Origin of the sequence: Microvirga sp., assembly GCF_014699075.1 — a bacterium.
Classification (GTDB): Bacteria; Pseudomonadota; Alphaproteobacteria; order Rhizobiales; family Beijerinckiaceae; genus Microvirga.
Window position 1 is genome coordinate 14563 of the sequence record NZ_JACXAB010000018.1, and the last position, 26460, is coordinate 41022.

At 64.1% G+C, this 26460-nt stretch carries 26 protein-coding genes; 14 read left to right on the forward strand and 12 right to left on the reverse strand.

Features of this window, described 5'->3' with window-relative positions; genetic code table 11:
• Positions 1 to 164 precede the first annotated feature (164 nt).
• The 6 genes from mgtE (at position 165) to IC232_RS19905 (ending at position 6566) form a co-directional block, all read left to right on the forward strand.
• Positions 165 to 1589 (forward strand): magnesium transporter, encoded by a 1425-nt coding sequence (gene mgtE, locus IC232_RS19880; RefSeq protein WP_190846695.1) that lies wholly within the window; start codon positions 165 to 167, stop codon positions 1587 to 1589.
• 90 nt (positions 1590 to 1679) lie between these two features.
• A complete protein-coding gene (locus IC232_RS19885) occupies positions 1680 to 2582 on the forward strand; it encodes a GH25 family lysozyme (RefSeq protein ID WP_190846696.1) in 903 nt (300 codons plus the stop codon).
• Positions 2583 to 2795: 213 nt separating this feature from the next.
• On the forward strand, positions 2796 to 3968 hold the full coding sequence (locus IC232_RS19890; protein WP_190846697.1) for an isovaleryl-CoA dehydrogenase: 1173 nt from the start codon (positions 2796 to 2798) through the stop codon (positions 3966 to 3968).
• A 143-nt stretch (positions 3969 to 4111) separates the two neighbouring features.
• Positions 4112 to 4765, forward strand: a complete 654-nt coding sequence (locus IC232_RS19895) for a glutathione S-transferase family protein (protein WP_190846698.1) — start codon at positions 4112 to 4114, stop codon at positions 4763 to 4765.
• 94 nt (positions 4766 to 4859) lie between these two features.
• Positions 4860 to 5564, forward strand: coding sequence for a ribonuclease activity regulator RraA (locus IC232_RS19900; protein WP_190846699.1), 705 nt, complete (start codon positions 4860 to 4862; stop codon positions 5562 to 5564).
• 174 nt (positions 5565 to 5738) lie between these two features.
• Positions 5739 to 6566, forward strand: a complete 828-nt coding sequence (locus IC232_RS19905; protein WP_190846700.1) for a YdcF family protein — start codon at positions 5739 to 5741, stop codon at positions 6564 to 6566.
• Here the strand turns inward: IC232_RS19905 and IC232_RS19910 are convergent.
• Together IC232_RS19910 and IC232_RS19915 are read right to left on the reverse strand one after the other, a co-directional pair.
• Positions 6533 to 6808, reverse strand: a complete 276-nt coding sequence (locus tag IC232_RS19910) for a DUF3253 domain-containing protein (protein WP_190846701.1) — start codon at positions 6806 to 6808, stop codon at positions 6533 to 6535. The genes IC232_RS19905 and IC232_RS19910 overlap by 34 nt on opposite strands.
• A complete protein-coding gene (locus tag IC232_RS19915; protein ID WP_190846702.1) occupies positions 6801 to 7493 on the reverse strand; it encodes a DUF599 domain-containing protein in 693 nt (230 codons plus the stop codon). Before IC232_RS19915 ends, IC232_RS19910 begins: the two co-directional genes overlap by 8 nt.
• A gap of 74 nt (positions 7494 to 7567) precedes the next feature.
• Between IC232_RS19915 and IC232_RS19920 the strand changes: the two genes are divergently transcribed.
• Complete coding sequence (locus tag IC232_RS19920; RefSeq protein WP_190846703.1) at positions 7568 to 7978, forward strand: rhodanese-like domain-containing protein; 411 nt, start codon at positions 7568 to 7570, stop codon at positions 7976 to 7978.
• Here IC232_RS19920 and IC232_RS19925 read toward each other — a convergent pair.
• The gene (locus IC232_RS19925; RefSeq protein WP_409564946.1) at positions 7975 to 8268 is read right to left on the reverse strand and encodes an acylphosphatase; all 294 of its coding nucleotides are present in this window, start codon (positions 8266 to 8268) and stop codon (positions 7975 to 7977) included. The two genes, IC232_RS19920 and IC232_RS19925, sit on opposite strands and share 4 nt — an antisense overlap.
• A gap of 6 nt (positions 8269 to 8274) precedes the next feature.
• A complete protein-coding gene (locus IC232_RS19930) occupies positions 8275 to 8685 on the reverse strand; it encodes a DUF6766 family protein (RefSeq protein WP_190846705.1) in 411 nt (136 codons plus the stop codon).
• Positions 8686 to 8819: 134 nt separating this feature from the next.
• Here IC232_RS19930 and IC232_RS19935 point away from each other — a divergent pair, with 134 nt between their 5' ends.
• Both IC232_RS19935 and IC232_RS19940 read left to right on the forward strand, forming a co-directional pair.
• Entirely contained in the window at positions 8820 to 9524 is a 705-nt protein-coding gene (locus IC232_RS19935; RefSeq protein ID WP_190846706.1) for a transporter substrate-binding domain-containing protein, read from the forward strand.
• Positions 9521 to 10498 carry a cation diffusion facilitator family transporter gene (locus IC232_RS19940; protein WP_190846707.1) on the forward strand — a complete coding sequence of 326 codons (978 nt, stop codon included), beginning with the start codon at positions 9521 to 9523 and terminating at the stop codon, positions 10496 to 10498. The genes IC232_RS19935 and IC232_RS19940 overlap by 4 nt, the downstream gene beginning before the upstream one ends.
• Here the strand turns inward: IC232_RS19940 and IC232_RS19945 are convergent.
• From IC232_RS19945 to IC232_RS19955, 3 genes are all read right to left on the reverse strand, one after another.
• Entirely contained in the window at positions 10472 to 10987 is a 516-nt protein-coding gene (locus tag IC232_RS19945; RefSeq protein ID WP_190846708.1) for a gamma-glutamylcyclotransferase family protein, read from the reverse strand. The genes IC232_RS19940 and IC232_RS19945 overlap by 27 nt on opposite strands.
• Positions 10988 to 11005: 18 nt before the next feature.
• The gene (locus IC232_RS19950; protein WP_190846709.1) at positions 11006 to 13006 is read right to left on the reverse strand and encodes an acetyl/propionyl/methylcrotonyl-CoA carboxylase subunit alpha; all 2001 of its coding nucleotides are present in this window, start codon (positions 13004 to 13006) and stop codon (positions 11006 to 11008) included.
• A gap of 105 nt (positions 13007 to 13111) precedes the next feature.
• A complete protein-coding gene (locus IC232_RS19955; RefSeq protein ID WP_190846710.1) occupies positions 13112 to 13525 on the reverse strand; it encodes a hypothetical protein in 414 nt (137 codons plus the stop codon).
• A 318-nt stretch (positions 13526 to 13843) separates the two neighbouring features.
• Here IC232_RS19955 and IC232_RS19960 point away from each other — a divergent pair, with 318 nt between their 5' ends.
• A complete protein-coding gene (locus tag IC232_RS19960) occupies positions 13844 to 14773 on the forward strand; it encodes a ring-cleaving dioxygenase (protein WP_190846711.1) in 930 nt (309 codons plus the stop codon).
• A gap of 212 nt (positions 14774 to 14985) precedes the next feature.
• Positions 14986 to 15594 (forward strand): alpha/beta hydrolase, encoded by a 609-nt coding sequence (locus tag IC232_RS19965; protein WP_190846712.1) that lies wholly within the window; start codon positions 14986 to 14988, stop codon positions 15592 to 15594.
• 207 nt (positions 15595 to 15801) lie between these two features.
• Here the strand turns inward: IC232_RS19965 and IC232_RS19970 are convergent, their stop codons facing one another.
• On the reverse strand, positions 15802 to 16881 hold the full coding sequence (locus IC232_RS19970; RefSeq protein WP_190846713.1) for a PLP-dependent cysteine synthase family protein: 1080 nt from the start codon (positions 16879 to 16881) through the stop codon (positions 15802 to 15804).
• 139 nt (positions 16882 to 17020) lie between these two features.
• Between IC232_RS19970 and IC232_RS19975 the strand changes: the two genes are divergently transcribed.
• Positions 17021 to 17899: an alpha/beta hydrolase gene (locus tag IC232_RS19975; protein WP_190846714.1), complete on the forward strand. Its 879-nt coding sequence runs from the start codon at positions 17021 to 17023 to the stop codon at positions 17897 to 17899.
• A 59-nt stretch (positions 17900 to 17958) separates the two neighbouring features.
• Here the strand turns inward: IC232_RS19975 and IC232_RS19980 are convergent, their stop codons facing one another.
• Positions 17959 to 19491: an acyl-CoA carboxylase subunit beta gene (locus tag IC232_RS19980; protein ID WP_190846715.1), complete on the reverse strand. Its 1533-nt coding sequence runs from the start codon at positions 19489 to 19491 to the stop codon at positions 17959 to 17961.
• Positions 19492 to 19644: 153 nt separating this feature from the next.
• Here IC232_RS19980 and IC232_RS19985 point away from each other — a divergent pair, with 153 nt between their 5' ends.
• On the forward strand, positions 19645 to 20019 hold the full coding sequence (locus IC232_RS19985) for a hypothetical protein (protein WP_190846716.1): 375 nt from the start codon (positions 19645 to 19647) through the stop codon (positions 20017 to 20019).
• A 48-nt stretch (positions 20020 to 20067) separates the two neighbouring features.
• Here the strand turns inward: IC232_RS19985 and IC232_RS19990 are convergent, their stop codons facing one another.
• Entirely contained in the window at positions 20068 to 20802 is a 735-nt protein-coding gene (locus IC232_RS19990; RefSeq protein WP_190846717.1) for an ATP12 family chaperone protein, read from the reverse strand.
• A 124-nt stretch (positions 20803 to 20926) separates the two neighbouring features.
• Positions 20927 to 24103, reverse strand: a complete 3177-nt coding sequence (locus tag IC232_RS19995) for a tetratricopeptide repeat protein (RefSeq protein ID WP_190846718.1) — start codon at positions 24101 to 24103, stop codon at positions 20927 to 20929.
• A 275-nt stretch (positions 24104 to 24378) separates the two neighbouring features.
• Between IC232_RS19995 and IC232_RS20000 the strand changes: the two genes are divergently transcribed.
• Positions 24379 to 26139 (forward strand): glycosyltransferase, encoded by a 1761-nt coding sequence (locus IC232_RS20000; RefSeq protein ID WP_210335431.1) that lies wholly within the window; start codon positions 24379 to 24381, stop codon positions 26137 to 26139.
• Here the strand turns inward: IC232_RS20000 and IC232_RS20005 are convergent.
• Positions 26136 to 26453, reverse strand: coding sequence for an STAS domain-containing protein (locus IC232_RS20005; protein ID WP_210335432.1), 318 nt, complete (start codon positions 26451 to 26453; stop codon positions 26136 to 26138). The genes IC232_RS20000 and IC232_RS20005 overlap by 4 nt on opposite strands.
• Between the last annotated feature and the right edge of the window lie 7 nt (positions 26454 to 26460).

The window sequence follows — 26460 nt, forward strand, 5'->3', positions numbered from 1 at the left end:
GACGAAAAGGCCCCTCACCGGGGCCTTTTTTGTTGACCACGCCTGATCCGGCTCCCGATGTCAGGAACGGCCAGCAAGCGATTTTCCGAGAAAGCCTTTGGGCGCATTGCGCTGGCTGGCGCAGGCACCTAAAAGGCCGGCAACCCACCTTCCGAGGACGGCTCATGCAGGAAGTCGACGACAAGACGCTGCTTCCGAACCCCGATGGGTCCGACCCGGTTATACCGGCGTTTCGGGATGAGGAAGGCGAGCTCAATCCGGAATTCCTGGCCGCCGCCGCCGATGCCATCGACGCCTCGGATGCTGATCTCCTGCATCGGCTCGTGGAGGACTTCCACGAATCCGAGATGGGCGACCTTCTCGAAGCACTAGCGCCCGAGCACCGCCACCGCCTGATCGAGCTTCTCGGCTCCTCCTTCGATTTCGCGGCGCTGACCGAGGTGGACGAGGCCGTCCGCGAGGAAATCCTCGAGGAGCTCGAGACCGCGACTGTCGCTGAGGGCGTGCGCGAGCTCGACTCCGACGACGCCATCACCATTCTGGAGAGCCTGCCGGAAGACGAGCAGGCGGAGGTTCTCGACCAGCTTCCCGCCATCGAGCGCGTGGCGCTCCAGCGCTCCCTCGACTACCCGGAAGACAGCGCCGGCCGGCGCATGCAGACCGAGTTCATCGCCGTGCCGCCGTTCTGGACGGTGGGGCAGACGATCGACTTCATGCGCGAAACGGACGACCTGCCGGAGACCTTCTACGAGATCTTCGTCATCGATCCCGCGGCCCACCTGCTCGGAGCCGTGCCCCTGGACAAGCTCCTGCGCTCCAAGCGCCCGATCACGATCCAGGAGATCATGAACGACGAGCCGGACCGGGTGGAGGCCACCCAGAATCAGGAGGAGGTGGCGCGCCTGTTCGAGCGCTACAACCTCGTCTCGGCCGCCGTGGTGGACGAAGGCGGGCGGCTTGTCGGCACCATCCTGGTCGATGACATCGTGGACGTGCTGGAGGAAGAGGCCGATGCGGACATCAAGCAGCTCGGCGGCGTGAAATCGGACGAAGAGCTATCCGACACGATCCTCTACATCCAGAGAAGCCGCTTCCCCTGGCTTTTTGCCAACATGTGCACGGCGCTGGTCGCCTCCAGCATCATACGCCTCTTCGAGGGTTCGCTGGAGAAGATGGTCGCGCTCGCCATCCTCATGCCCATCGTGGCCTCAATGGGAGGCAATGCCGGCACGCAGACCATGACGGTTGCCGTGCGGGCGCTTGCTACCCGCGAGCTTGGGCGCTCCAATGCTTGGCGCATCATCCGCCGCGAGGGGGTGGTCGGCCTGCTCAACGGCATGGTTTTCGCCATCATCATGGGCGTTCTGGCAGGTCTCTGGTTCGGGTCACCGGAACTCGGGCTCGTCATCGGCCTTGCCCTGATCACGGTCCTATTCTTCGCGGCACTCGGCGGCATCTTCGTGCCTCTCACCCTCAACCGGATGGGCGTCGATCCCGCCGTCTCGTCGGGTCCCTTCGTCACCAGCATCACGGATATCGTGGGATTCTTTGCCTTTTTGGGGATCGCCACCGCTTGGTTTAACCTGTAAGCTTGTTTCGCGCCTGTATCGTAAGGGCCTGTTAACGCTCTTGCGTCATCCCTGGTGTAATCCCGCCTCACGTCCAATACAGTTGAACCGATGAAGACTCGCCGCCGCTCCCCCAGCCGTTCCAAGAACTCTGGCCTGACGACGTTCGTTCGGGTCGCACGGTTCAGCGCGCTTGCCGCCATGGCCTTAGGCCTTGCCTCCTGCGCCATCGCACCCTCCTCGTCCAGCCGCTACCCGGCCAAGAGCGATGCCCGTCCGCATGAGGGTGTGGCCACTGCGCACCGGCTGCCGATCCACGGCGTCGACATCTCCAAATGGCAGGGCGACGTAGACTGGGCGTCCCTGCGCCAGGCCGGCACCAAGTTCGCCTTCATCAAGGCGACCGAAGGCGGCGACCACATCGACAGCAAGTTTCACGAGAACTGGCAGGCGGCCAGGCGCGCGGGCGTTCCGCGCGGCGCCTATCACTTCGTCTATTGGTGCCGCCCGGCCCACGAGCAGGCAGCCTGGTTCAAGCGGAATGTGCCGGCGGATCCGGACGCCCTCCCCCCGGTGCTGGACGTGGAGTGGAACGGCCAGTCGGTGAACTGCCCGAAGAAGGTTCCGCGCGAGCAGGCGGTCGCCATGATCGACGTGATGCTGCGCGAGATGGAAGCCCATACCGGCAAGCGCCCGATCATCTACACCGACATCACCTTCCACAAGGAGATCCTGGAGGGCGAGTTCAACGACCATCCCTACTGGATCCGCAGCACGGCGGCCGAGCCCCACGTGCGCTACAACAACCGTCGCTGGACTTTCTGGCAGTTTACCACCACCGGCCGCGTGCCCGGCGTGAAGGGCGACGTGGACCGCAACGCCTTCTACGGCACGGACAACCAGTGGCGCATGTTCGTCGCCAGCGCCTGCGACCCCCGCGACCACAGCCGTCTCAAGTCAGCTGGCATCTGCCGCGACATGGACGCGGTGCAGACCGCGAGCATCGACGAGTAAGCTCCCGGCCGGATCGACGTTCAGGCTCCCCACGGATCGTGCGGGAGCCTTTTCTTTGTCAGCCGGTACCGATTGCGGGTCTCGCGCGGGAGATGGCTCACTTTTCTTCATGCGCCGGCCTTGATAAGGGCAGCATTGCTGACCAAAATGGTCCGCGACAAAAACCATCCATCGCGTACCCTTCCGGGTCATGAATGGAACGGGGAGGAATCAATGCTGCCGAACGCCGCCAAGGGCTTCAATTTCGATCTCGGCGAGACCGCCGACGCCATCCGCGAAACCGTTGCCAACTTCGCCCAGGAAAAGATCGCGCCGCGCGCCGAAGAGATCGACCGCACCAACCAGTTCCCGCGCGATCTCTGGCCCCAACTGGGTGAGCTCGGCGTCCATGGAATCACGGTGGAGGAGGAATACGGCGGCGCGGGGCTCGGCTATCTCGAGCACGTGATCGCCATGGAGGAGATCTCACGCGCCTCCGCGTCGGTGGGCCTCTCCTACGGCGCCCATTCCAACCTCTGCGTCAACCAGATCCGCCGCAACGGCAACGAGGACCAGAAGCGCCGCTATCTGCCGAAGCTGATCTCCGGCGAGCATGTGGGCGCTCTCGCCATGTCCGAGCCCGGCTCCGGCTCCGACGTGGTCTCCATGCGCACCCGCGCCGAGAAGCGCGGCGACCGCTACGTGCTCAACGGCAACAAGATGTGGATCACCAACGGCCCCACCGCCGAGACTCTGGTGGTCTATGCCAAGACCGACCCGGACGCGGGCCCGCGCGGCATGACGGCCTTCCTGATCGAGAAGGGTTTCAAGGGCTTCTCCACCCACCAGAAGCTCGACAAGCTCGGCATGCGCGGCTCCGATACCTGTGAGCTGGTGTTCGAGGATTGCGAGGTGCCGGAAGAAAACGTGCTGGGTCAGGTCGGCCGGGGCGTGAACGTGCTCATGTCCGGCCTCGACTACGAGCGCGCCGTGCTGGCGGCGGGCTCGACGGGCATCATGCAGGCCTGCATGGACGTGGTGCTGCCCTACATCCACGAGCGCAAGCAGTTCGGACAGGCCATCGGCGAGTTCCAGCTCGTGCAGGGCAAGGTCGCCGACATGTACGTGACCATGAATGCGGCCAAGGCCTACGTTTATGCGGTCGCCAAGGCCTGCGACCGAGGTGAAACCACCCGCGAGGACGCCGCCGGCGCGATCCTTTATGCGGCCGAGAACGCCACCAAGATGGCACTCGATGCGATCCAGCTGCTCGGGGGCAACGGCTATATCAACGATTACCCGACCGGTCGCCTGCTGCGCGACGCCAAGCTCTACGAGATCGGCGCCGGCACCAGCGAAATCCGCCGCATGCTGATCGGCCGCGAGCTGTTCGCAAAGACCGCCTGATTAAAGCTGCAATCAAAACTTCACCAGAACGGCCGGGCACAGTCCCGGCCGTTGCTGTTTGGGCCTGCCCTGAACACAACAGGCCTTTTCGTTCAAGCAGGACTGTTTACAGTGAGGAACGAATTCATACCCGAGAGACGGCGATGACCTTGAGGCTCTACGCTCACCCTTTCTCCTCGTACTGCCAGAAGGTTCTGATCGCGCTGTATGAGAACAGCACGCCCTTCGAATACCTGACACTTGATGATCAGAAGAACGGTGCTGCCCTTGAGGCGATCTGGCCCATCAAGAAGTTTCCCGTGCTGGTCGATGAGGGACGCACCATCCTGGAGGCCAGCATCATCATCGAGCATATGGACCTGCATCATCCGGGGCCAGTGCGTCTGATCCCGGAGGATCCGCGCGCCGCTCTCGAAGTCCGGCTGACGGATCGCTTCTTCGATAATCATGTCATGACGCCGATGCAGAAGATCGTCACCGACCGCATCCGTTCGGAGCAGCATCGCGACCCTTATGGCGTCAGCGAAGCGCGAGCCATGCTCAACAAGGCCTACGCTTGGCTCGACGCGACCCTCGCCGGGCGGGAATGGGCCGCTGGGGCCACGTTCAGCCTTGCCGATTGCGCCGCAGCCCCGTCCCTGTTCTATGCCGACTGGGCGCATCCGATGGGCGACAGGTTTCCGTACGTCCGGGACTACCGCCGGAAGCTCTTGGCCCGGCCGTCCGTCGCCCGGGCGGTCGACGAGGCCCGTCCCTACCGCCCGTACTTCCCACTCGGTGCGCCTGACCGCGACTGACGCACGGCAGGATTGCGCGCGAGAAGGCCTCGTTGCGGTGGCGCTCCTGCCTCCCGACAGCTATGAAAGCCTGATCCATATCAGGGAAGAACCCATGACCCTCGACAAAGCCATCGCCGATGCCCTGCGGGCCGCCTCCACCGCGACGCTCACCACTGTGCTGCTCAAGAAGGGCATTCGCCGGTGCTGGATGAAGGGGCCGATGCCGGCCTTCCACGCGTCGGAGAAGATGGTGGGCCGCGCCTTCACCCTGCGCTTCGTGCCGGCCCGCGAGGATCTGGCGACGCCGGAATCCTGGGCCTCCCCGATCTCCACCCGCGCGGCCATCGAGGACATGCCGGAGGATTGCATCGCGGTGATCGACTCCATGGGCGTGGTCGATGCAGGTGTCTTCGGTGACATCCTCACCGCTCGCATGAAGAAGCGCGGCGTGGCGGCGCTCGTGACCGACGGCGCAGTGCGCGATGCAGTCGGCGTCGAGGGCACGAACCTTCCGGTGTGGTGCGCCGGCGTGGCCGCCCCTCCGTCCGTGGCGGGCCTGACCTTCGTGGGCTGGCAGGAGCCCATCGGCTGCGGCGGCGTCGCGGTGTTCCCGGATGACGTGATCGTCGCCGACCGGGACGGCGTCGTGGTGATTCCGGCCGCCATGGTGGAGGAGGTCGCCAAGGCTGCCGTGGCCCAGGAGCACTACGAGATGTGGGTGATGCGCGAGGTGGAGAAAGGCATTCCCCTCCCCGGCCTGTATCCGCCCAATGCCGAGACCAAGGCCCGCTACGAGGCCGAGTTGAACAAGTCGTAAGGCTTACGCCATAACCAAAGCCCTCATCCTGAGGAGGTCACGTCAGTGACCGTCTCGAAGGATCAGGGCGTCTCCAGTGCTCTCTGGATCCTCCTTCGAGACGCCGCTTGCAGCGGTTCCTCAGGATGAGGTTTTGATTGAGAATGCTGGTAGCATCGAGAATAGGGATGGCGGGTGTTCTACTACGTTTCGAAAATCGCGTGGTTCTTCACCACGCCATCCAATCTGCTGCTCAGCCTCATTCTGCTGGGGTTGGTCCTTAGCCTGTTCAAGCGCCTGCGCCGGTTCGGCCTAGCGCTCAGCCTGATCTTCACGCTGGCGACCATCGCCTTCGGGCTTCTCCCCATCGCCAGCTATATCCTGCTGCCCCTGGAGAACCGCTTCCCCACTTTTCAGGATGACGGCAGGCCTATCGACGGGATCATCCTGCTCGGCGGCGCCGTCGAGGCATCCGACTCGAAGTCCCGAGGCCGTATCGTGGCCAATGAAGCGGCCGAGCGGGTGCTCGACACGATCCAGCTCATCCACCGCTACCCGGCTGCCCGAATCCTCATCTCGGGCGGCGGCGGCACGGTCTTCGGCGACGGCGCTGCCGAGGCGCCGATCGTTGCGGACTACTTCAGAACCATCGGGATCGACCCCGCCCGCATTCTGGTCGAGGACCGCTCGCGGACAACGGCCGAGAATGCCCTCTATTCAAAGGAACTCGCACAACCCCGCGAGGGCGAGCGCTGGCTTCTGGTGACATCGGCTTGGCACATGCCGCGCGCCGTCGGCATGTTCGAGAAGGTCGCATTTCCGGTCACGCCGTATCCGGTGGATTTCCGCACGGCCGGAGGATCGCGCACGCACCTCCCCTTCGCGTTCATCTCGGAGGGCCTGCGGCGGCTCGACATCGGCACCAAGGAGTGGGCGGGCCTGATCGCCTATTACGCGTCCGGGCGCACCGCGCGGCTGTTCCCCAGCCCTCAGGACTCCGCCGGCGGCAGCGCCAGCCGGTAAGTGCCGCGAAAATCGTCCGGGTCGACCGGCCGCCCTTTGCGCAGGATGACGATGCGCCCTTCCTTCATGAGACGCACGGCCACTTTTCGGACCGGCTGCATGAGCGGCCCCCATCCGTCCGGTTGGTTGCCGCCGAGCGCCTGGGCCACATCGGCCGGTCCGATGGTCTTGCCGGGTCCCCGCTCCTCAAGGAGCGCCAGCATGGTGGCCTCAAGTTCTTCCGGTGTCGCGGTTCTAGACATGAGGTTCCCTCAGGGCTGCATCATGAGCGTCGGATAGGAACTGGCGCCGCCACATCACGATCAGTACCCCGGCCGTCGCGATCATGAACAGGTAGCCGCTCACGAACCATCCGAGATAGGCGAGCGAGAAGAAGAAGGCCCGCTGACCGCGGTTGAAGTGCTTGCCGGCAACCGCATTCATGGCGCCCGCCTGACGGGCGACAGCGAGCGCCTCCTCGCGGCTGCTCTCCGTGAGCACGGGAACAGCCCCGACGATGATCGCCATGTAGTTGAAGAGCCGGTACGACCAGGCGAACTTGAAGAAGGCATAGACGAAGATCACGGCAAGGCCGCCGACCTTCACGTCCCAGGCGATCCGCGTCGGCGGCTCGCCGAAGGGCAGATCGGCAAAGAGCGGCAGAACCGCATCGGTGGAGCGCAGGAGCGCCAGCACGCCGCCGATGGCGATCAGCGAGGTGGACGCGAAGAATGCTGTGCCGTTCATCAGCGAGGCGAGGATCGTGGTGTCGACGATGCGGTTCTCGCGCACCACCATCTGCTCCATCCAGCGATAGCGGTACTGGTTCATCACCTTGTTGAGGCTCTTCTGCCCGGCGGGCGTGAGCTCGAGGGCGGCATGGTAGCCGAACCAGGCGATCAGGAAGAACGCCAGCGCCGCGTAGTCGAGATTGGTGAAACCCAGCACCCGTAATCCCCCGTTGACTCCGCCGCCATCATGCCCAGTTTGTTCAAAGGCTCATAGGAGCACCGGAACCCGTTATGCCTCAGACCATCACCCGCGGCTACAAGACATTGCTCGACGAAGCCAATGCGAAAATCAGAACCGTGCCGGTCGCCGAGGCCGTGTCCCTGCACGGCCGCGAGGATGTGGTGTTCGTGGACCTCAGGGACCCGCGCGAACTCGAGCGTGAAGGGCGTATTCCAGGCGCGGTGCATTGCCCGCGCGGCATGCTGGAATTCTGGATCGATCCGGAGAGCCCCTACCACAAGCCTGTCTTCGCTCAGGACAAGACCTTTGTGTTCTTCTGCGCCGCAGGCTGGCGCTCCGCCCTGTCCGCAGCGACGGCCCAGGACATGGGCCTGCAACCGGTTGCGCATATGGAAGGCGGCTTCACCGCCTGGAAGAGCGCCGGCGGTGCTGTCGAGGTCGTAGAGCCTAAGAAGGCCTAAGCCGTCCGGCGGATCTCGAACCGCTCGGCGAGATCGAGATCCGCCTCGTTACCGTCGAGGGTATCGATGCTTTCAACGAGTGCGCCGCCAGGTCCCTGACGACAGGCCTTGAGCATCACCTGAACGAGATCGGCCGGGCCTGAAAACACGGCCTCGACCGATCCATCCCGTCTGTTCCGCACCCAGCCTTTGAGCCCATGGAGCTCCGCGAGATGCTGCGTCCAGGCGCGAAAGCTCACGCCTTGGACGCGGCCGTGAATCAGGGCATGGACGGTTCTGTTCTCTGTCATCATCCCTCAGAGATGGGCATGGCGGGCATCCGTGCCCCGCCCTGCGTAATCCTCATCGAGCGTCTTGATAATGCTCTCCGCATTCTGCGGATCCACCCTGCGCAAGATCTCCTCGATCTTGGCCTCCATCCGGTCGTCACCCTCCTTTGATTGGGGCGAGCCGACATAGAGCAGGATTGCGAGGCCGCCCACTTGCCAGAGAAGCTGCAAAAACTCGGATTGCCAGTTCTCGAAGGTGTCCCGGGATATCTCCACCAGAAATTCGGAGAACTGGACCGGCTGAGCATGCGCCTGCTGCTCGCTGACATAGGCAAACCAGCCGAAGAGCCAGTGGCCGACCAAGGAGATGAGGAAAAAACCCAAGGTCACCCAGGCATAACCATAGGCTTTCCACAGAGAGCGGGACTTGGTGTTCATGACCGTCCTCTTACGCAAACCATCGATATGCCGACTCAACGCGTCCATACGGCAAAGGTTCTCAGGCGAGGCCGGAACGAATCCGCAGTTCCAGAATTCAAGCTCAACAGTGATTGGTTTGGTTCAGGTGCATCATGCGTATGAAGATCGCGGCGGTCTTGATCGGAGCTCTCGCGGCTAGCGGCTGCAGCGATTTCCCCAAGGACAATGCGGAGACCCTGAAGCAACTCAAGGCAGGCCGGGAGATGAAGGTGGGCGTGGCCCACAACCCGCCCTGGACCATCGTGGCGGACGGAAAAACCGAGGGTGTGGAGCCCGCCCTCGTCACGCAGTGGGCCCAGGGCCTCGGGACGAAAGCCCGCTTCATCACCGGCCCTGCGGACGATCTGGTGGAGGCGCTCTACAAGCGTGAGTTGGACGTCCTGATTACAGGCATGACCGACAAGACACCCCATTCCGGCAAGGTCGCCCTCTCCCAGCCCTATCTGGAGGTTAAAACCAACATCGGCGTCGCTCCGGGGCAGACGCCCCTGGCCGATTGGACCGGGCAACGCATCGCCGTGGATCCGGAGCGTCTCACCCTCGTAGCTCAGGTCAGGGAACTGGAAGCCGAGCCCGTGCCTCTTGACGAAGGAGGACCGCCAGCGCCTATCATGGCTGGCTACGACTTCGAGCTTGAACGGCGCGGCCTTAAGCCGACGGAGGATGAGCTTTCGACGGAAAATCGGGTCATGGCCGTCATTCCAGGCGAGGGCGCCCTGCTTCTCTCGCTCGACCAGTTCCTGCAGGCGCAGGACAAGGAGAGCCTCAAGGACAAGGCCACGGAGGCGTTGCGATGAGGCCGATCGAGAACTTCGAGTTTCCCGAGGAGAAGCAAGCCCTGTTCAAGCGCGCCAAGCGTCTTGAGGTGATCACCGTCCTCTACATCGCCTCGGCGGCAACGGCCCTGTACATCACGATGGGCTCGTCGCAGGCCATGCGGGCGAGCTTCTTCGAGGATGTGATCAGCGTCATCCCGGCCATCGTCTTCCTCATCTGCAGCCGCATCGCCCTCTGGCCCCCGAACCGCAACTTTCCCTATGGCTATCACGGGGCCGTTTCCATCGGCTATCTCATCTCGTCGGTGGCTCTTGTGGGCATGGGCCTGTTCCTGATCATCGAGTCCGCCAGCAAGTTTCTCTCGGGCGAGCGCACGACTATCGGCGGCATGCACATCTTCGGGGAGACGATCTGGGCCGGCTGGCCCATGCTGGCGGCCATTGCCTATACGGGCATTCCGAGCGTTATCCTCGGGCACATGAAGCTGAAGCTGGCGCCCAAGATCCACGACAAGATCCTCTATGCGGACGCCAAGATGATGAAGGCCGATTGGATGGCGGAAAGCGCTACGGCCATCGGCGTCCTCGGAGCGGGCTTCGGCTATTGGTGGATCGACCCTCTGGCTGCCGGCATCATCGCCATCGACATCCTCAAGGACGGTGTCTCAAACCTTGGAGTTGTCATCGCCGACCTGATGGAGCGGCGGCCGAAAAAGACCGACCGCTCAGGCTATGAGACCCTGCCGGAAGACCTGCGGCGCAAGATAGAGGGTTTGGACTGGGTGAAGGAGGCCGAGGTGCGCCTTCGCGAAAGCGGGCACATCGTGCTCGGCGAGGTTTATGTCGTGCCGAGCCGAACGGACAATCTGCCGGAGCGTGTGGCCAGCGCCATCGATGATGCCAAGGGGATGAACTGGCGCCTGCACGATGTGACCATCTCGGTCGTGCCTCGTCTCGACGACGATGCCTCACCGGCGCCGGATGGGCAGAGCTGATCCTCCGGGAGCGCCCCAGAGCGGGCGGACCTTCTTGGGCTCTTGAGGAGCCGGCGCCGAGGCTTGGGTCTTCGGCATCCACACGCTCAGGCTCCGGATGTAGTCTTCGGGCAGGCCTGCATGTTCTGCTGCCTCGACAACGCCTTCCATGTATCCGGGAAGCGGTTTGCCGGACTTGGCGCTGCGGCCCACATAGACGATCGCCCGGCGCGGCCCCTGCGCCGTCACGACGGGTTGGACGACCTTGGTGTAGAGGCCGGTCGAGAGGCTCTCGTAGCGGTCGAGGGCCGGCACGTCGGCCAGCGCCAGATTCCACACGATGCCCCAGACCGCCCGCTGCGGGTCGCGAACGACGGTGGCATAGCCCTCGTCGAAGATCATGAACCGGTGGCGCATGAGCCGCCCGGTGCCGACCGGCTTCGAGCCCGGGCAGCGCCCGAGCATAGCGGCCTGGTCCATATTGGACCCATAGGCGAAGTAGAGAGGCATCCGGTTTAGCCTGAACCCTTAGGCGAATTCCAGGATCACGGCATCGACCGCGAGGCTGTCGCCTTCCTTGGCGTGGATCTTGGAGATGGTGCCGTCGCGCTCGGCGCGCAACACGTTCTCCATCTTCATGGCCTCGACGATGCACAGCGGCTCGCCGGCCTTGACCTCCTGGCCCTGGGCGACGCTGATCGCCTTCACCAGACCCGGCATCGGGCACAGCAGCTGCTTGCCCGTATCGGCCTCAAGCCGTTCCGGCATCAGGGCGGCGAGTTCCGCCTCGCGCCTGGTATAAACCTTGACCTCGGCGGATGCCCCCGCGTGGGACAGCGCGACGCCGTTGAGGATCGGCCGCACCTGCACGGCAATCGCTTCATTGCCTACTGTGCCGGTCCAGACCGGCTGGCCCGGCGCCCAGTCCGAGACGATCGGCCAGGCTTTTCCATCGATCACGACAGCGAAGCCGCCGTCGATATCCTCAACCGTCACCTCATGGCGATCCTTGCCCAGCATGACCACGCGCTCGCGCTCGAAGCGCAGGCTGGCGGCAGAGCGCATCTGACCTGAAATGTGCCGCTTGCGCTCGTTCAGGATGTGGTCAATGGCGGCACCCACCGCCGCCATGCGCAGGGCCACCTCGCCTTCCGGTGCCGGTGCCTTGAACCCTTGCGGGAACTCTTCGGCGATGAAGCCCGTGGAGAGCTTGCCCGACTGCCAGCGCGGATGCTGCATCAGGGCCGTGAGGAACGGGATGTTGTGGCGGATGCCCTCGATGGCGAAGGCGTCGAGCGCCGTCGCCTGGGCCTCGATGGCTTGAAGGCGTGTCGGAGCATGGGTCACCAGCTTGGCGATCATCGGATCGTAGTAGATCGAGATCTCGCCGCCCTCATACACGCCGGTGTCGTTGCGCACCGTCACGCCCCCCTGCACACCCTCGTTCGGCGGTCGGTAGGTGACGAGACGACCCGTGGAGGGCAGGAAGTTGCGCACGGGGTCTTCCGCATAGATGCGGCTTTCCACCGACCAGCCATTGAGCTTCACGTCCGACTGCGAGAGCCGCAGCTTCTCGCCGGCGGCCACCCGGATCATCTCCTCCACGAGGTCGATGCCGGTGATCATCTCGGTGACGGGGTGCTCCACCTGGAGGCGGGTGTTCATTTCGAGGAAGTAGAAGGACTTGTCCTGGCCTGCCACGAACTCCACCGTGCCGGCGGAATCGTAGCCCACGGCTTTGGCGAGCGCGACGGCCTGCTCGCCCATGAGGCGGCGGGTCTCCTCGTCGAGGAGCGGCGACGGCGCCTCCTCGACGACCTTCTGGTTGCGGCGCTGGATCGAACATTCGCGCTCGCCGAGATAGATCACGTTGCCGTGCTTGTCGCCCAGCACTTGGATCTCGATGTGACGCGGATCGGTGATGAACTTCTCGATGAACACGCGGCTGTCGCCGAACGAGCTTGCCGCCTCCGACGTGGCGCGGGCAAAGCCCTCGGCCACCTCATCGGAGGAGTACGCAATGCGCATGCCCTTGCCGCCGCCGCCGGCAGACGCCTTGATCATGACCGGATAGCCGATCTCATCGGCAATGGTCACCGCCTGCTCAGGCCCCTCGATGACGCCGAGATAGCCGGGTACGGTCGAGACCTTGGCGGCCGCCGCCGCTTTCTTCGATTCGATCTTGTCGCCCATGGCCGCGATGGCGCCGGGATTCGGGCCGATGAACACGATGCCGGCCTCAGCCAGGGCCTTCGGGAAGGCCTCGCGCTCGGACAGGAAGCCGTAGCCCGGATGGACCGCTTGGGCGCCCCTGGCCTTGCAAGCCTCGATGATCTTCTCGATCACCAGGTACGACTGGGCGGCAGCGGCCGGGCCTATATGCACGGCCTCGTCGGCCATCTCCACATGCAGCGCATCTCGGTCGGCATCGGAATAGACGGCAACCGTCTTGATGCCCATCCGCCGGGCGGTCTTGATGACCCGGCACGCGATTTCGCCCCGGTTGGCAATCAGGATCTTGTCGAACATGAACCCTCGAACGCTCCACCCAAAAACTAAGCCCCACCTCCGTTACTGCACATCGGTGCCTTGGGGAAGCGGGGCCTGGTTCAGCATTTAGCTTTAGAAGATAGGTCAGGCGGCGATCTGGGACAGCCTCGCCTGCTGGCGTCCGCGCATGATGAAGTCGAGGAGCGCCACGTCCACATGGCCGGCCTCGTCCAGGATGGCATAGGCGATGGCCATGGCATTGGGAGACGGCCCGCTGACCTCCAGGAGAGTCGCGAGCCAGAGAGCATCGTCGTTGCTGACCGCGCCGTGGGGGGCACGCTTCCAGACCACGAAATCGGCCACGAGCCTGGTCAGCGCCGCACCCCAACCCTCGACGGCGGTGACGATGCGGTCGAGGGCCAGCAGGGATTCGACCTCAAGACGGCTCGTAATTCCCCCGGACAGGATCTCGTCTTGGAGCATCGCCACGTCATCATCGCAGACATGTCCTCTCTCGGTGAGGCTGTCGATGAAATCGCGAAGTTGATCCTTCAACATCCGTTTTGACTCCCGCCGGCTTTTCTTTTGAACAACGCCGGCTGATCGCTTGTGCGGGATGACATTCACATGGGCGGCAGGGCTAAACCGTTAACGCGACATGCTGAATCGCCGTTGAGGTTAAGCCTTGTTGAGACTCTTTGGTTGCCGGAATCTTGACGGATCGGATTTCTCAACGTTTGCGCGGATTTGCCAGGAGGGTCCTCCGAGCTTTGCATTCCCGCAAGGTCGCCCTTTCCACACTTCATCGCGGCCCGGTAGTACATATTTCCCTGTCAACGCAGCGCAATCCGCGCTTGCCCGTTAAGGAACGCACCTATGCGGCACCACGGCATTCATCACGTCACCGCCATTGCAGGCCCTGCCCGTCGCAACCTCGATTTCTACACCCGCGCGCTCGGCCTGCGCCTCGTCAAGAAGACCGTCAACTTCGACGATCCCGGCACGTACCACCTCTATTTCGGCGACAGCCTCGGCCAGCCCGGCTCGATCCTCACCTTCTTCCCCTGGGAGCACGTGGCGCCGGGACGCAACGGCGTCGGCACCACGCAGGAGACGGCTTTCCGTGTTCCTGAGGGTTCTTTGGGGTTCTGGATGCACCGTTTCATCGAGCAGGGCGTCGAGCACGGCACCGTGGAGAAGCGCTTCGGCCAGAGCGTGCTGACCTTCAAGGACCCGCACGGCACGAGCCTTTCCCTCGTCGGCATTCCGAATGCCGAGACCGAGGAAGCTTGGAACGTGGACGGCATCCCGGCCGAGCATGCGATCCGCGGGCTGGAGGGCGTCACTCTCCTCGTCGATAACGGCGAGCGGACGGGCGCAATCCTGACGGATGTGTTCGGCTTTGCCGAGACAGCCCGTGAGGGCTCCCTCGTGCGCTACAAGACCGATGCGCTCATGGGCAGCACGGTCGACATCCGCTCGGCCGGCGGCTTCCTGCCGGGCCGGATGGGCGGCGGCTCCGTGCATCACGTGGCCTTCCGCGCCAAGGACGATGCCGACCAGGAGGAGATGGTGAGAAAGCTTGCCGAAGCCCATGGCCTCCAGACCACGGAGCAGAAGGACCGCAACTATTTCCGGTCCGTCTATTTCCGCGAGCCGGGCGGCATCCTGTTCGAGATCGCCACCGACGAGCCGGGCTTCGCCGCAGACGAGGCGCAGGAGCGTCTCGGTGCCGAGCTGAAGCTTCCGGCGTTCCTGGAAGCGCGCCGGAGCGATATCGAGGCTCGGCTGCCTGAGTTGGCGTGAGCCGCCAGAAACCCTCTCCCCACTCCAGATCGGGTGTTCCCGATCTGGACATTCCAAGTGCCCAAGTCGGAAACATCCGACTTGGGTGCAGGAGAGGGTGGCGAACAAAGCGAGCCGGGAGAGGGGCAGTTGATGACAAACACACAGCCCCTCTCCCACCCTGCTGCGCAGGGCACCCTCTCCCGCTTCGGGGAGAGGGAAAGGAGAACCCCATGACCGAACTGTCCTTCATCCACCGCTACGAACCCGCCGCGGACCCGTCCCGTCCGCCTCTCCTGCTGCTCCACGGCACGGGTGGCGACGAGAACGACCTTCTCGGTCTCGGCCGCATGATCTCCCCCGGCTCCGCCCTGCTCTCCCCGCGCGGCAAGATCCTGGAGAACGGCATGCCTCGCTTCTTCCGACGGCTCGCCGAGGGCGTGTTCGACGAAGAGGACGTGCGTTTTCGCGCGAACGAGCTTGCGGATTTCGTCGCCGAGGCGCGCAAGGCTTACGGGCTTGAGGCCCCGATCGCGGTCGGCTTCTCCAATGGCGCCAACATCGCCGCCGCCATGCTGATGCTGCGTCCGGAGACATTGGCCGGCGCGGCGCTGCTGCGGGCCATAGTGCCGCTGTCCCAGGCTCCCGACGTTGATCTTGCGGGCAAGCGGGTGCTGATGATCTCGGGCGCCATGGACCCGATCATTCCGGCGGAGAACGCGAAGCGCCTCGCCGCGTCTTTGTCTGCATGCGGCGCCGAGGTCCAGCACGAGATCCTGCCTTCAGGTCACAACCTGTCGCAGACGGATCTGCAGCTGCTGGCGAGGTGGTTTGCCGAATAGCGACTGTTAGAGTTCCACTGTCATTCCGGGGCGCCGCAGGCGAGCCCGGAATCCATAAACACGACGTGTCAGAAAAAGACGATTAGCGTCGCACTATTCCTTGCACCGTTAGCGGTTATGGATCCCGGGCTCCGCTACGCGGCCCCGGAATGACAGTGAGGCATGCTGTCCACCGTCATGGCCGGGCTCGTCCCGGCCATCCACGTCTTAGGACGCGGCAAGAATCCCCGTCTCGAAGAACCGTTCCATCGCCTCCTCGGCGGCCTTGATGCAGATGCCACGGCATTCGAGCCAGGCGTCGTCGAAATGCGTGCTGCGGTAGCGCTCGCCGGAATCGCACAGGAGCGTCACGACGGAGCCCGTCTCGCCGTTCTTCACCATCTCACCGACGATCTGCGCCACGGCCCAGAGATTGGTGCCCGTGGAGCCGCCGCAGGAGCGGCCGATGCGGCGCGAGAGCACCCGCGCCGCCGCGATGCTCGCCGCATCAGGCACTGCAAAAGCGCGGTCGATGAGGTCCGGCACGAAGGAGGGCTCGCACCGTGGGCGGCCAATGCCCTCGATCACAGAAGGAGGGCCTGACACGGTGCAGACCTGCCGGTCCGCCAGATGCCGGTGGAACACGGAGGCCTCGGGATCGGCCAGGCACAGCCGCGTCGGTAGGCGGCGGTAGCGGATGTAGCGCCCGAGCGTCGCCGAAGTGCCGCCGGTGCCCGCTCCCACGACGATCCAGCTCGGGATCGGATGCTCCTCATGGGCCATCTGGCTGAAGATGGATTCGGCGATGTTGTTGTTGCCGCGCCAGTCCGTCGCCCGCTCAGCATAGGTGAACTGGTCCATGTAATGCCCGCCGAGTTCCTCGGCCAGCCGCGCGCTCTCCGCATACATCTCGGCAGGTGAATCCACGAAATGGCTCTCGCCGCCGTAGAAGGCGATCTGTGCGATCTTCTCGGCGGAAGTAGAGCGCGGCATCACGGCGATAAAGCGCAGGCCCAGCATGCGGGCGAAATAGGCCTCCGACACCGCGGTTGACCCGCTCGACGCCTCGATGATCGTCGTCTCCGGCCCGATCCAGCCGTTGCACAGCCCATACAGAAACAGCGACCGCGCCAGCCGGTGCTTCAGGCTGCCCGAGGGATGGGTCGATTCATCCTTGAGATAGAGCTCGACACCCGGCACCGCCGGCAGCGGCACGCGCAGCAGATGCGTATCCGACGAACGGTTGAAATCCGCCTCGATGATCTGGATGGCGGTGGAGACCCAGGAGCGGGTGGAGGACGTGTTCATGGAACGCTTGGTAAGTGGGACCGGGCAGCGACGCAAGGACCTGACTGACCCATAACACGCATCATTCGAATGCTACGATTGCCCCAACGTCATCAGGCGCTAGGTTTCAGTGTCCTACCAAACCAGCCGTGAGGACGCCATGAGACTACCACAAGCCCTGAGCAGGATTGCCGTTGCGCTGGCCGCGACGATGGCCGCCTGGACGGCCGATGCAGGCACCGTCGTGTCGCAGAAGTTCCAGTCTCCCACGCTCAAGCGCGATTGGGTCTACAACGTCTACCTTCCGGACGGCTACGAGAGTGGCAGGCTGCGCTATCCGGTGATGTATCTCCTGCACGGCAATGGCGGCGATGAAAACGAATGGGTCGCCAAGGGCGAGGCTCAGAAGACCATCGACCGGCTCATCGCCGACGGCTTGATGCCCCCGGCGGTCGTGATCCTCCCCTCGGCCACGACCACTTGGTATGTTGATCGTAAAGAGCCGATGGAGACGGCCTTCATGAAGGACCTGATGCCGGAGGTCGAAGGCAAGTTCCGCATCATGAACGACCGCATGGGCCGCGTCATCGGCGGCGTCTCCATGGGCGGCTACGGCTCGCTCCGCTTCGCTCTCAAGAACCCGGAGATGTTCGCGGCCGTCGCGTTGGTGAGCCCCGCCATCTATGTTCCGGAACCGCCGGAAACGTCCTCGGCCCGTCGGGTCGGCGTGTTCGGTGAGCAGCAATACGACCCCGAGACCTGGAAGTCCTTGAACTACCCGACGCTGATCGATGCCTTCCTGGCGAAGAAGATCAGCATGCCGGTGCATTTCAGCTCAGGCGACCATGACGAGTTCCAGATCGAGTATCACGCCACCAACCTCTATAAGGTCTGGCGTGACAACAAGATTCCTGCCGAACTCCGGGTGATCGACGGTGCGCACAACTGGGATACGTTCAAGCAGCTCCTGCCTGATGCGATGCGCTACGTGTTTCAGACGGTCAGGCGGCCTGAACTCGTGAACGGGGCATCGCAGTAAGAGGTGTTAGGACACCTCTGCAAAGAAGCCCCGGTTAAAAGCCGGGGCTTTTTAGTGCGTTAGAGCGGAATGTTGTCGTGCTTCTTCCAGGGCCGCTCGGTCTCCTTGTGCCGCAGCATCGCCAAGGCCCGCGCGATACGCCGCCGGGTCGAATGCGGCATGATCACCTCGTCGATGTAACCCCGCTCGGCCGCCACGAAGGGTGACATGAAGCGGTCCTCGTATTCCTTGGTGCGGGCCGCGATCTTCTCCGCATCGCCGATGTCCTGCCGGAAGATGATCTCCACCGCGCCCTTGGCGCCCATCACGGCGATCTGCGCGGTGGGCCAGGCGTAGTTCACGTCGCCGCCGATGTGCTTTGACGCCATCACGTCATAGGCGCCGCCGAAGGCTTTTCGCGTGATCACGGTGACCAGCGGCACGGTGGCTTCGGAATAGGCGAAGAGCAGCTTGGCGCCGTGCTTGATCAGGCCGCCGTATTCCTGAGCCGTGCCCGGCAGGAAGCCCGGCACGTCCTCGAAGGTGACGATCGGGATGTTGAAGGCATCGCAGAAGCGCACGAAGCGGGCCGCCTTGCGGGAGGCATCCGCGTCGAGCACGCCGGCCAGAACCATGGGCTGGTTGGCCACGATCCCCACCGTGCGGCCCTCGACGCGACCGAAGCCGGTGATGATGTTCTTGGCGTAAGCTTCCTGGATCTCGAAGAAGTCGGCCTCGTCCACGACCTTCAGGATCAGCTCCTTCATGTCGTAGGGCTTGTTCGGGTTGTCCGGGATCAGGGTGTCGAGGCTGTCGTCGACGCGAGCCGGATCGTCGAAGCTCGGGATCTCCGGCACGCCGTCCATGTTGTTGGCGGGCAGGAAGTCGATGAGGCGGCGCACCTGAAGCAGCGCCTCCACGTCGTTGTCATAGGCGCCGTCGGCCACCGACGACTTGGTGGTGTGGACCTTGGCGCCGCCGAGCTCCTCCGAGGTCACGGTCTCGTTGGTGACGGTCTTCACCACGTCGGGGCCGGTGACGAACATGTAGGAGCGGTCGCGCACCATGAAGATGAAGTCGGTCATGGCCGGCGAGTAGACGTCGCCGCCCGCGCACGGGCCCATGATCACCGAGATTTGCGGGATCACGCCCGAGGCGATCACGTTGCGCTTGAACACCTCGCCATAGCCGCCGAGCGCCGCGACGCCCTCCTGGATGCGGGCGCCGCCCGCATCGAACAGGCCGACGATGGGCGCGCGCATCTTCAGCGCCATGTCCTGGATCTTGGTGATCTTCTGGGCATGGGCCTCGGAGAGCGAGCCGCCGAAGACGGTGAAATCCTTGGCGAAGACGAAGACGGTCCGCCCGTTGACCGTGCCCCAGCCGGTCACGACGCCATCGCCCGGGATCTTGGCCTTGTCCATGCCGAAATCGGTGGAGCGGTGCTCCACGAACATGTCGAACTCCTCGAAGGAACCCTTGTCGAGCAGGAGCTCGATGCGCTCGCGGGCGGTGAGCTTGCCACGGGCGTGCTGCGCTTCGATGCGCTTTGCGCCGCCGCCGAGGCGGGCCTGTGCGCGCCGCTCCTCAAGCCGTTCGAGCATGTCTTTCATGGCTGGACCCTGACTCCCGGGGAAAATGATCCCCCGCTTAGCACAGCCGTGGCTGTGTCAAAATCCCACTATGGGTGTGTGCTCCACAGCACTTCACAGACCGGGCGGAGCCGTTTAGGACTGAAGCACTGTTACGTTACAACGGGGCTGAACATGAACAAGACCAAGCTTGCGGCTGTCGCCGTGTCCCTCTCGCTCCTGGCGGCCGGCTGCGCCAGCCGCTCTGAGGACGTGGGAGCGGCTTATGTGTCGCCGGTTACCTACCAGAGCTACAACTGCAAGGAATTGAGCCTTGAGGCTCAGCGGGTCAGCAGCGCGGCTGCCGCCGCTGCCGGCGCTCAGGACTCCCAGCGGACCAAGGATGCGGTCGCCACGACGGCCGCCGTCGTCATCTTCTGGCCGGCAGCCTTCCTCGTGGGCGGCGACAATGCCAAGACCGCGGAACTCGCCAACCTTAAGGGCCAGATGCAGGCCATCGAGGCTGCTTCGATCCAGAAGAAGTGCGGGATCACCTTCCAGCGCGCCTAAGGGTGTGAGGTTCAGAAGCCGCCGGTGCCCAGAGCACCGGCGGCTTTTTCATGCCTGCGTCAGGCGATAGACCAGGGACGCGGCCCTGAAATCGGCCTCGCGCCGACGGCGGCGCTCCATGGCCTCGTAATCCTCGCCCCAGACGCTCTCCTGGTAAAGCTCGTCCACATGGGCGGCGGCCCAGGCCTGATCCACATCGAGTTGACCTGCCGCATGGGCGAGCGCGATCAGCACAGAGCCGGACAGGGTCGTCATCACATGCAGTGCGGCAAGCGCGAAGGGCGATCCGATCTGCTCGATGGCCCGGCGGATCGCCGCGACCGCCTCGTCCGGCTGCGTCACATGCATCACGCCCTCACCGAGGGCAAAGCGGGCGCCGTGGGTCTCCTTCATCCACTCGAGCACGGGGCTCCAGGCGTCATCCTGGGACTTGGCCAGGCGCTCGGGCTCCCCGGCCCGGTAATAGACGAGGTCCGACCCGGCGTAGCGGACGAGGTCGTCGATCACCTCGGCCTTTCGAGGCGCGACCCCATCGATGGCGGAGTTGACGATGCGGGTGACCGGCATGGTGGAGGGATCGATCTCACCCCCCTGCCCCTGCCATTCCTCGGCCACGGCTTCGGCCAGCGCCCGTGTCGGCACGGCCAAGGCCTGCTTGCTCGGCGTTTTCGCCGTACGGCCGTCGAGGGTGAGGTGGAACAGGCCGTCCCGCTCCTCGACGCCGGCCTCCTTGTAGAAGCGCTTCGGCAGGGTGGGCTTCATGCCGGCCTGGGCGGCCCGCATGGGGTTGGGTTCCTCGGCTGAGGGGAACCAGTCGCGTGAGTCTGTCATGGGGCGAAAATAGTCGCTCCCCTCGCTCTCTGCGAGGGATGCCGCGAAAATTCCTGAGGGGTGGCGCGCAACCCGCCTACCACCGGATCCTCAGCTCCCCGCCCAAGGACCAGCGGCTGAATGGCTCGTCGTCCCCTCCGGCATCGAAGTTGCCGTCGTCCTCCGACGAGCGGGCGTAGGAGACGAGGTGGCTTGCATAGAGGGCAAAGGTCGCCTGCGAGGTGAAATCGTAGTTCAGGCGCGCGGAGGCATAGGAGACGAAGCCCCCTTCGCCGGGCTCGCTCCAGCCATATCCGGCAGCCCCCTGGAGATCGAACCACCATCTCTCGGCCAGCGGCCCATAGAAATGGACGCTCGCCTCCAGGGACTGGTAGCGCTCAGGATTCCAGTAGCCGTTGTCGACCACCTCCTCGAACTCGAAAGCCGTATAGCGCGCGCCCAGCCAGAAATACGGGTTGGCGGTGAAACGCTTGGCGAACTCGACCTGCCCCCAGACGCGCTCATTGCCATCGGAGTAGTGGCTGTAGATCGCCTGAGCGGCGAAGCGCGTCGCATTGTCCGGCGTCACGAGAAGCTTGAGGCCAAAATCGTTCGCCAGCACGTCGTTCACGATCGAGCGGGTGTTCTCGTCCGCGTAGCGCCGCACCAAGTTCAGGTCGAATCGGAGCAGATCGGACGGGATGACACTCAAAGTCGTGTCGTGCGTGAGCGTGACGTCCTGATCATCTTCTCCGTCGGGACGAATGCGCCGCGATTCGTCCTCCAGGTTCAGGAACAGCGATGACTTGAATTCGACGTGGTCACCGAACCTGTGCTGCCCCGCGATGCCGATGCTCGACATGTCGACGCTCGGGAAATCGTCGCCTCGATAGCGCATGAACCGGGCCTGAGGCCCGAACTTCGTCAGGCCATCGTTGAAGGTCAGCTCGTGGGAGGCCTGCAGCGACCAGATCGCGAGATCGTCGGAGCGGCGGGCATACCAGCTCTCGATGCGGGTCAGAGGCCGGCGTTCTTGATAGAGCTGATCGAGCAGCGCCAGGGCGCCGGGGTCACCGGGCTTCTGCGCCAGAACAGCCTTAGCGTAATCCTCGGACAGATCCGGCCGCCCCATTTCCCGCCGCGCCTGGGCGACGATGAACAGAGTGGCGGGATTCCGGTCGCCGCTGGCGAGAAGAGGTTCGAGCCGGGCCAAGGCTGCCTGGGGCAACCCCATGGACCTCTCGGCCGTCGCAGCTCCGCGGATTGCCTCCACATTGCTGGGTTGGAGCGAGAGCACCACCTCGAAGTCGGCCAGGGCCGCCCTGTGGTCCGTGATGTCGTTGAGGGCGTTGCCGCGCCCGATGAGGGCATCGACGTCGTTGGCGTTCGACGCCAGGATTTCGCTGAAAACCGGAATCGCGAGCTTCTGCTGTCCGCTCCAGGCCAGGGCACGGGCGAGCCCGAGCCGGGCATCTCGCCTCTCCTGCGCGTTCAGGTCGGCGCGCTGAAGCACCTCCTGGAACAGCGGGATGGCTCTCAATGGCTGGCCTGCGTAAAGCACCTGCTCGGCATATTCCCGCAGCAGCTCCCGGCGGCGCCCCGGCATGACGGCCAATGCGCGCTCGAAGAGGTTTACCGCTTCGGCGTTGCGGGTTTGCCCGGCGGCCTGTCGTGCTGCGCCGACGAGCGCATCAGAGAACGCCTTGCGGGCCTCCTCGTCGCGCGGGTTCTCCCGGAACAGGGGCTGCCAGGCGGCGATGGCCTCGCGGAACTGGTTGCTCCAGAGGAGCGCGAAGGCAAGGCCGCGCCGCACGCGCCGGCGCTCCGCCTCCGAGCGCTGGCCATCGCGCAGGGCTTCGCGGTAAAGGGGCACCGCGCCCGCGGGATTGCCCGAATAGGCCGTCTGATCGGCGTACTCGGGCAAGAGTTCCTGCCGTCGCTGCGGGGCGGTCTCGATGGCCCTGCGGAAGAAGGACGCAGCATCGGCGTTGCGGGTGCGCTCCGCCGATTGACGGGCGGCCCCCACATAGGCGTCGGAAAGCGTCTTGCGCGCCTCCGCGTCGCTCCGGTCGGCCTGCAGGATTTTGCCCCAGGCGTCGATCGCGGGCTGGAACTGGCTGCTCCACAGAAGCGCGAAGGCCAATGCACGGGTCGCCTGCTGACGCTCCGCCTGCGGCAGATCCCGGCGGGCTAGAACCTCGCGGTAGACAGGAACGGCCCTGCCCGGCTCTCCGGAGAAAGCGAGCTGATCGGCGTATTCGCGACCGATCTGTGCTCGCTTGGACGGATCGAGCGCAATCGCCCTCTCGAACAGCGAAGCCGCTTCCTTGTTGGCGCCGCGACCGGCAGCTTCGCGGGCGGACGCAATGGCCGCATCGGCGGGCGAGACCGGAGCGGCAGCGGGTGCTTGTTGAGATGGCGCTTGGGATGGAGCAGCCTGCGAAGGCTGTGCTGCCTGTGCACGGCCTCTTTCGATACCGGCTCGGGCCTCTGCCAATCCCTGCCGGACCTGAGCGTCGTCCGGAGTTGCCCGAAGCACATCGTCCAAGGCCGCGACGGCAGCCGGAAACTGGCCGCTCCACAGCAATGCGAAGGCCAGCCCCCGCCTCAGACGGCGCTGCTGATCCTCGGGGCGGCTGCCGTCCCGCAGAGCCTCACGATAGAGCGGCACAGCCTGATCGGGCTGGCCGGCATAGGCTGTCTGGTCGGCGAATTCCGGCAGCAGCTCCTGGCGGCGCTGCGGCGCCGTCTCGATGGCACGGCCGAAAAACGTCCTGGCGTTTGCATTCTGGGAACGCTCGCCAGCCTGTCGGGCCGCTCCGACCAGAGCGTCGGACAATGCCTTCCTGGCTTCGTCGCCAGCAGGGTCAGCTCTGAGGCGGGCCTCCCAGGCGGGAATGGCATCCTGGAACCGGCTGCCCCACAGCAGCGCGAAGGCCAGCCCACGGTCGGCGCGTTCGCGATTGGCGGCATCGAGAGCAGGATCGTTCAGACGCTCGCGATAGAGAGGCACGGCATCAGCCGGGCGGCCGGAATAGGCAACCTGATCCGCATATTCGAGCAGGAGTTCGGTGCGGCGCTCGGGTGCGAGATTGATCGCCTGCTCGAAGAGACGAGCGGCCTCCTGGTTTTCGTTGGTGGCAGCAGCCTGCCGGGCCTGCTCCACGACCTCCTGGGCCGATTGGGCCAGAGCCGGTGACGCGGCTAGCCCGAACCCACAGAGGAAAACGAGGCTTGCAAACCGGATACGAAGGGCAAGCCTACGCTTATGCATCGTCTCAGAGTCTCGAATCACAAATTCAGGAGGGGCAGTATCTGGATTTTACCCTTATGGCAGGTAAAGATCGGATCTGGCGAGAGGCTCGCCGCTCCTAACTTTCTTTCCTGGAAAATAGCCTATTCTTATCCCCAGACCAGAGGCATCTTGCCTCCAGCCTATCTCCGGAGACGTCTTTCTTGTCACGTCCTATGTCCCGCTTTCAGAGTCAGACGCCCTGGACCCCGCTTCCGTTTTCCCCATGGCACGAAACGTTGTGGCAGTTTCTGTGCGTGGCCAGCCTCGTCTTTGGAACGTGGTATATCGGCTGGCGGTGGCTCTACTCCATCAACTATGACGCTCTCTGGTTCTCGATCCCTCTCCTGATCGCCGAAACGGGCTCCTTTATCGGCCTTGTCCTGTTCACCGCGAATCTCTGGAGCGCAGAATCGCCGGTGCGCGCTCCCCTGCCGGTGAGCGTCCGCGACTGCACCGCTGATGCGGATGTGCCCGACAGGCCGGTTTCCGTGGATGTTTTCTTCGCGACCTACAGCGAGGATCCGGAACTCGTGCGCGTCGGACTGCAGGCGGCCAAGAAGCTTACCTATCCGCATCCGATCAATGTGCAGATTCATGTCCTTGACGATGGCAAGCGTCCGGCCATGGAAGCTGTCGCCCGCGAAGAAGGAGTGAATTACCTCACCCGCTCGGACAATGTGGGCTTCAAGGCCGGCAATCTCAGGAATGCCATGTCCTCCACATCAGGGGATTTCATCCTGATCTGCGATGCCGACATGCATCCGTTCCCCACATTCCTGGAAGAGACGCTCGGCTATTTCCGGGATCCGAAAGTGGCATGGGTGCAAACCCCGCACTGGTTCTATGACATCCCTCCGGGCATACCGCTGCCGGCTGCGCTCGGACGGCGTCTTGGAGCAGTGGGCAGAGGAATCGGCAGGGCGCTCGAGCGCGCTTTCGGGCCGGTTCAGATCGGCGAGGATCCGTTCGCCAACGATCCACAGCTTTTCTTCGACGTCATTCTGCGCCGCCGCAATTGGGCGAATGCGAGTTTCTGCTGCGGCGCGGGTTCGATCCACCGGCGTGAAGCCGTCATGGAGGCGGCTCTTCGACAATGGTCCGATCAGGTCGCGGCAGCAGCGGGGCGCAATGAGAAGGCGGCCCGCCAGCTCACCGGCGAGCAGGCCATCACCGATTCGATCAGCGATGTGATGCGCTGGCAGAGTGCGCTGGAAGAGGAGTTCCAGCCCTACAAGTTCCACGTCTCCGAGGACATCTACACGTCCATCGTCCTGCACAGCGATCGGGAACGCGGGTGGAAGTCGGTTCTCCACCCGGTGGTCCAGGCAAGGATGCTGTCGCCGAACGATCTCCTCAGCTGGACGATCCAGCGGTTCAAATATGCGGGCGGCACCCTGGATATTCTGGCCCACGACAATCCGCTGTTCCGGCGCGGGCTGACGCTGCCGCAGAAGCTCATGTACGGATCGACCTTCTATTCGTACCTGTCCCCGATCTGGAACATCGTCTTCCTCATCTCGCCCATCGTGTTCCTGTTCTCAGGCGTCGCTCCGGTTTCAGGCTATTCCCTCGACTTCTTCGTGCATATCGCGCCGTTCCTGCTGCTCAACGAGCTGTCGCAGCTCGTTGCCATGTGGGGCAATTCGAACACCAAGGGCCGTGCCTGGTACCTCGCCATGTTCCCGCTGAATATGCAGGCGCTCTGGGCCGTCGTGCGAGGGAAAAAGATCTCGTTCCCCGTCACGCCCAAGGATCGTCAGATTGGAACCTATGGCCGTCTCGTCAGATGGCAGATCGCCCTGGTCGCGGTTACCATGACGGGTCTGGCCTGGGGCTGGGCGGCCTATGGCATGGGACGTGAGGGCTATACGCTCGGAGCGATGATCGCCAACACCCTCTGGGGGTTCAGCAATGCCCTGTCGATGCTCCCGGTAATCCGGGCGGCCTACTGGCAACCCGATCCTGAGTTCGAGACTGCCATCGTGGAAGGTGCCCTGCCGTCGCAGGCGGCTTAAGCCCAAACATCGTCAGGGGTATCGGACGTGACGAACACCCGATCAAGTGTCGTGAGGCGCAGCAGACGCTGCGCCTGAGGGCTCGGCGCGATCAGGCGCAGATCGCCCTCGGCTTTGCGGGCGGCCTTGAGGCCTGACACCAGGGTGCCGAGCCCGGTGCTGTCGATAAAGGAGACCTCGGACAGATCAACGGCAAGCCGGCTTTTCCCGTCAGCGACAGCGTCCTTCAGACGGGCCAGGATCTGGGGAGCGGCAGCGGCGTCCAGTCGTCCGGACAGGCGGACAAGAGCAAACCCCTGGGCCGTTTGTTCCATCTCAACA

Excerpts from the sequence above, each read along its gene's own strand:
- IC232_RS19940 (WP_190846707.1), top strand. The coding sequence starts at position 9,521 with ATGAGGCCGATCGAGAACTTCGAGTTTCCCGAGGAGAAGCAAGCCCTG.
- IC232_RS19930 (WP_190846705.1), bottom strand. The coding sequence starts at position 8,685 with ATGAACACCAAGTCCCGCTCTCTGTGGAAAGCCTATGGTTATGCCTGG.
- IC232_RS19945 (WP_190846708.1), bottom strand. The coding sequence starts at position 10,987 with ATGCCTCTCTACTTCGCCTATGGGTCCAATATGGACCAGGCCGCTATG.
- IC232_RS19920 (WP_190846703.1), top strand. The coding sequence starts at position 7,568 with ATGCCTCAGACCATCACCCGCGGCTACAAGACATTGCTCGACGAAGCC.
- IC232_RS19925 (WP_409564946.1), bottom strand. The coding sequence starts at position 8,268 with ATGACAGAGAACAGAACCGTCCATGCCCTGATTCACGGCCGCGTCCAA.
- IC232_RS19955 (WP_190846710.1), bottom strand. The coding sequence starts at position 13,525 with ATGTTGAAGGATCAACTTCGCGATTTCATCGACAGCCTCACCGAGAGA.
- IC232_RS19950 (WP_190846709.1), bottom strand. The coding sequence starts at position 13,006 with ATGTTCGACAAGATCCTGATTGCCAACCGGGGCGAAATCGCGTGCCGG.
- IC232_RS19970 (WP_190846713.1), bottom strand. The coding sequence starts at position 16,881 with ATGAACACGTCCTCCACCCGCTCCTGGGTCTCCACCGCCATCCAGATC.
- IC232_RS19900 (WP_190846699.1), top strand. The coding sequence starts at position 4,860 with ATGACCCTCGACAAAGCCATCGCCGATGCCCTGCGGGCCGCCTCCACC.
- mgtE (WP_190846695.1), top strand. The coding sequence starts at position 165 with ATGCAGGAAGTCGACGACAAGACGCTGCTTCCGAACCCCGATGGGTCC.
- IC232_RS19885 (WP_190846696.1), top strand. The coding sequence starts at position 1,680 with ATGAAGACTCGCCGCCGCTCCCCCAGCCGTTCCAAGAACTCTGGCCTG.
- IC232_RS19890 (WP_190846697.1), top strand. The coding sequence starts at position 2,796 with ATGCTGCCGAACGCCGCCAAGGGCTTCAATTTCGATCTCGGCGAGACC.
- IC232_RS19965 (WP_190846712.1), top strand. The coding sequence starts at position 14,986 with ATGACCGAACTGTCCTTCATCCACCGCTACGAACCCGCCGCGGACCCG.
- IC232_RS19935 (WP_190846706.1), top strand. The coding sequence starts at position 8,820 with ATGCGTATGAAGATCGCGGCGGTCTTGATCGGAGCTCTCGCGGCTAGC.
- IC232_RS19995 (WP_190846718.1), bottom strand. The coding sequence starts at position 24,103 with ATGCATAAGCGTAGGCTTGCCCTTCGTATCCGGTTTGCAAGCCTCGTT.
- IC232_RS19895 (WP_190846698.1), top strand. The coding sequence starts at position 4,112 with ATGACCTTGAGGCTCTACGCTCACCCTTTCTCCTCGTACTGCCAGAAG.
- IC232_RS19990 (WP_190846717.1), bottom strand. The coding sequence starts at position 20,802 with ATGCGGGCCGCCCAGGCCGGCATGAAGCCCACCCTGCCGAAGCGCTTC.
- IC232_RS19910 (WP_190846701.1), bottom strand. The coding sequence starts at position 6,808 with ATGTCTAGAACCGCGACACCGGAAGAACTTGAGGCCACCATGCTGGCG.
- IC232_RS19975 (WP_190846714.1), top strand. The coding sequence starts at position 17,021 with ATGAGACTACCACAAGCCCTGAGCAGGATTGCCGTTGCGCTGGCCGCG.
- IC232_RS20005 (WP_210335432.1), bottom strand. The coding sequence starts at position 26,453 with ATGGAACAAACGGCCCAGGGGTTTGCTCTTGTCCGCCTGTCCGGACGA.
- IC232_RS19980 (WP_190846715.1), bottom strand. The coding sequence starts at position 19,491 with ATGAAAGACATGCTCGAACGGCTTGAGGAGCGGCGCGCACAGGCCCGC.
- IC232_RS19960 (WP_190846711.1), top strand. The coding sequence starts at position 13,844 with ATGCGGCACCACGGCATTCATCACGTCACCGCCATTGCAGGCCCTGCC.
- IC232_RS19985 (WP_190846716.1), top strand. The coding sequence starts at position 19,645 with ATGAACAAGACCAAGCTTGCGGCTGTCGCCGTGTCCCTCTCGCTCCTG.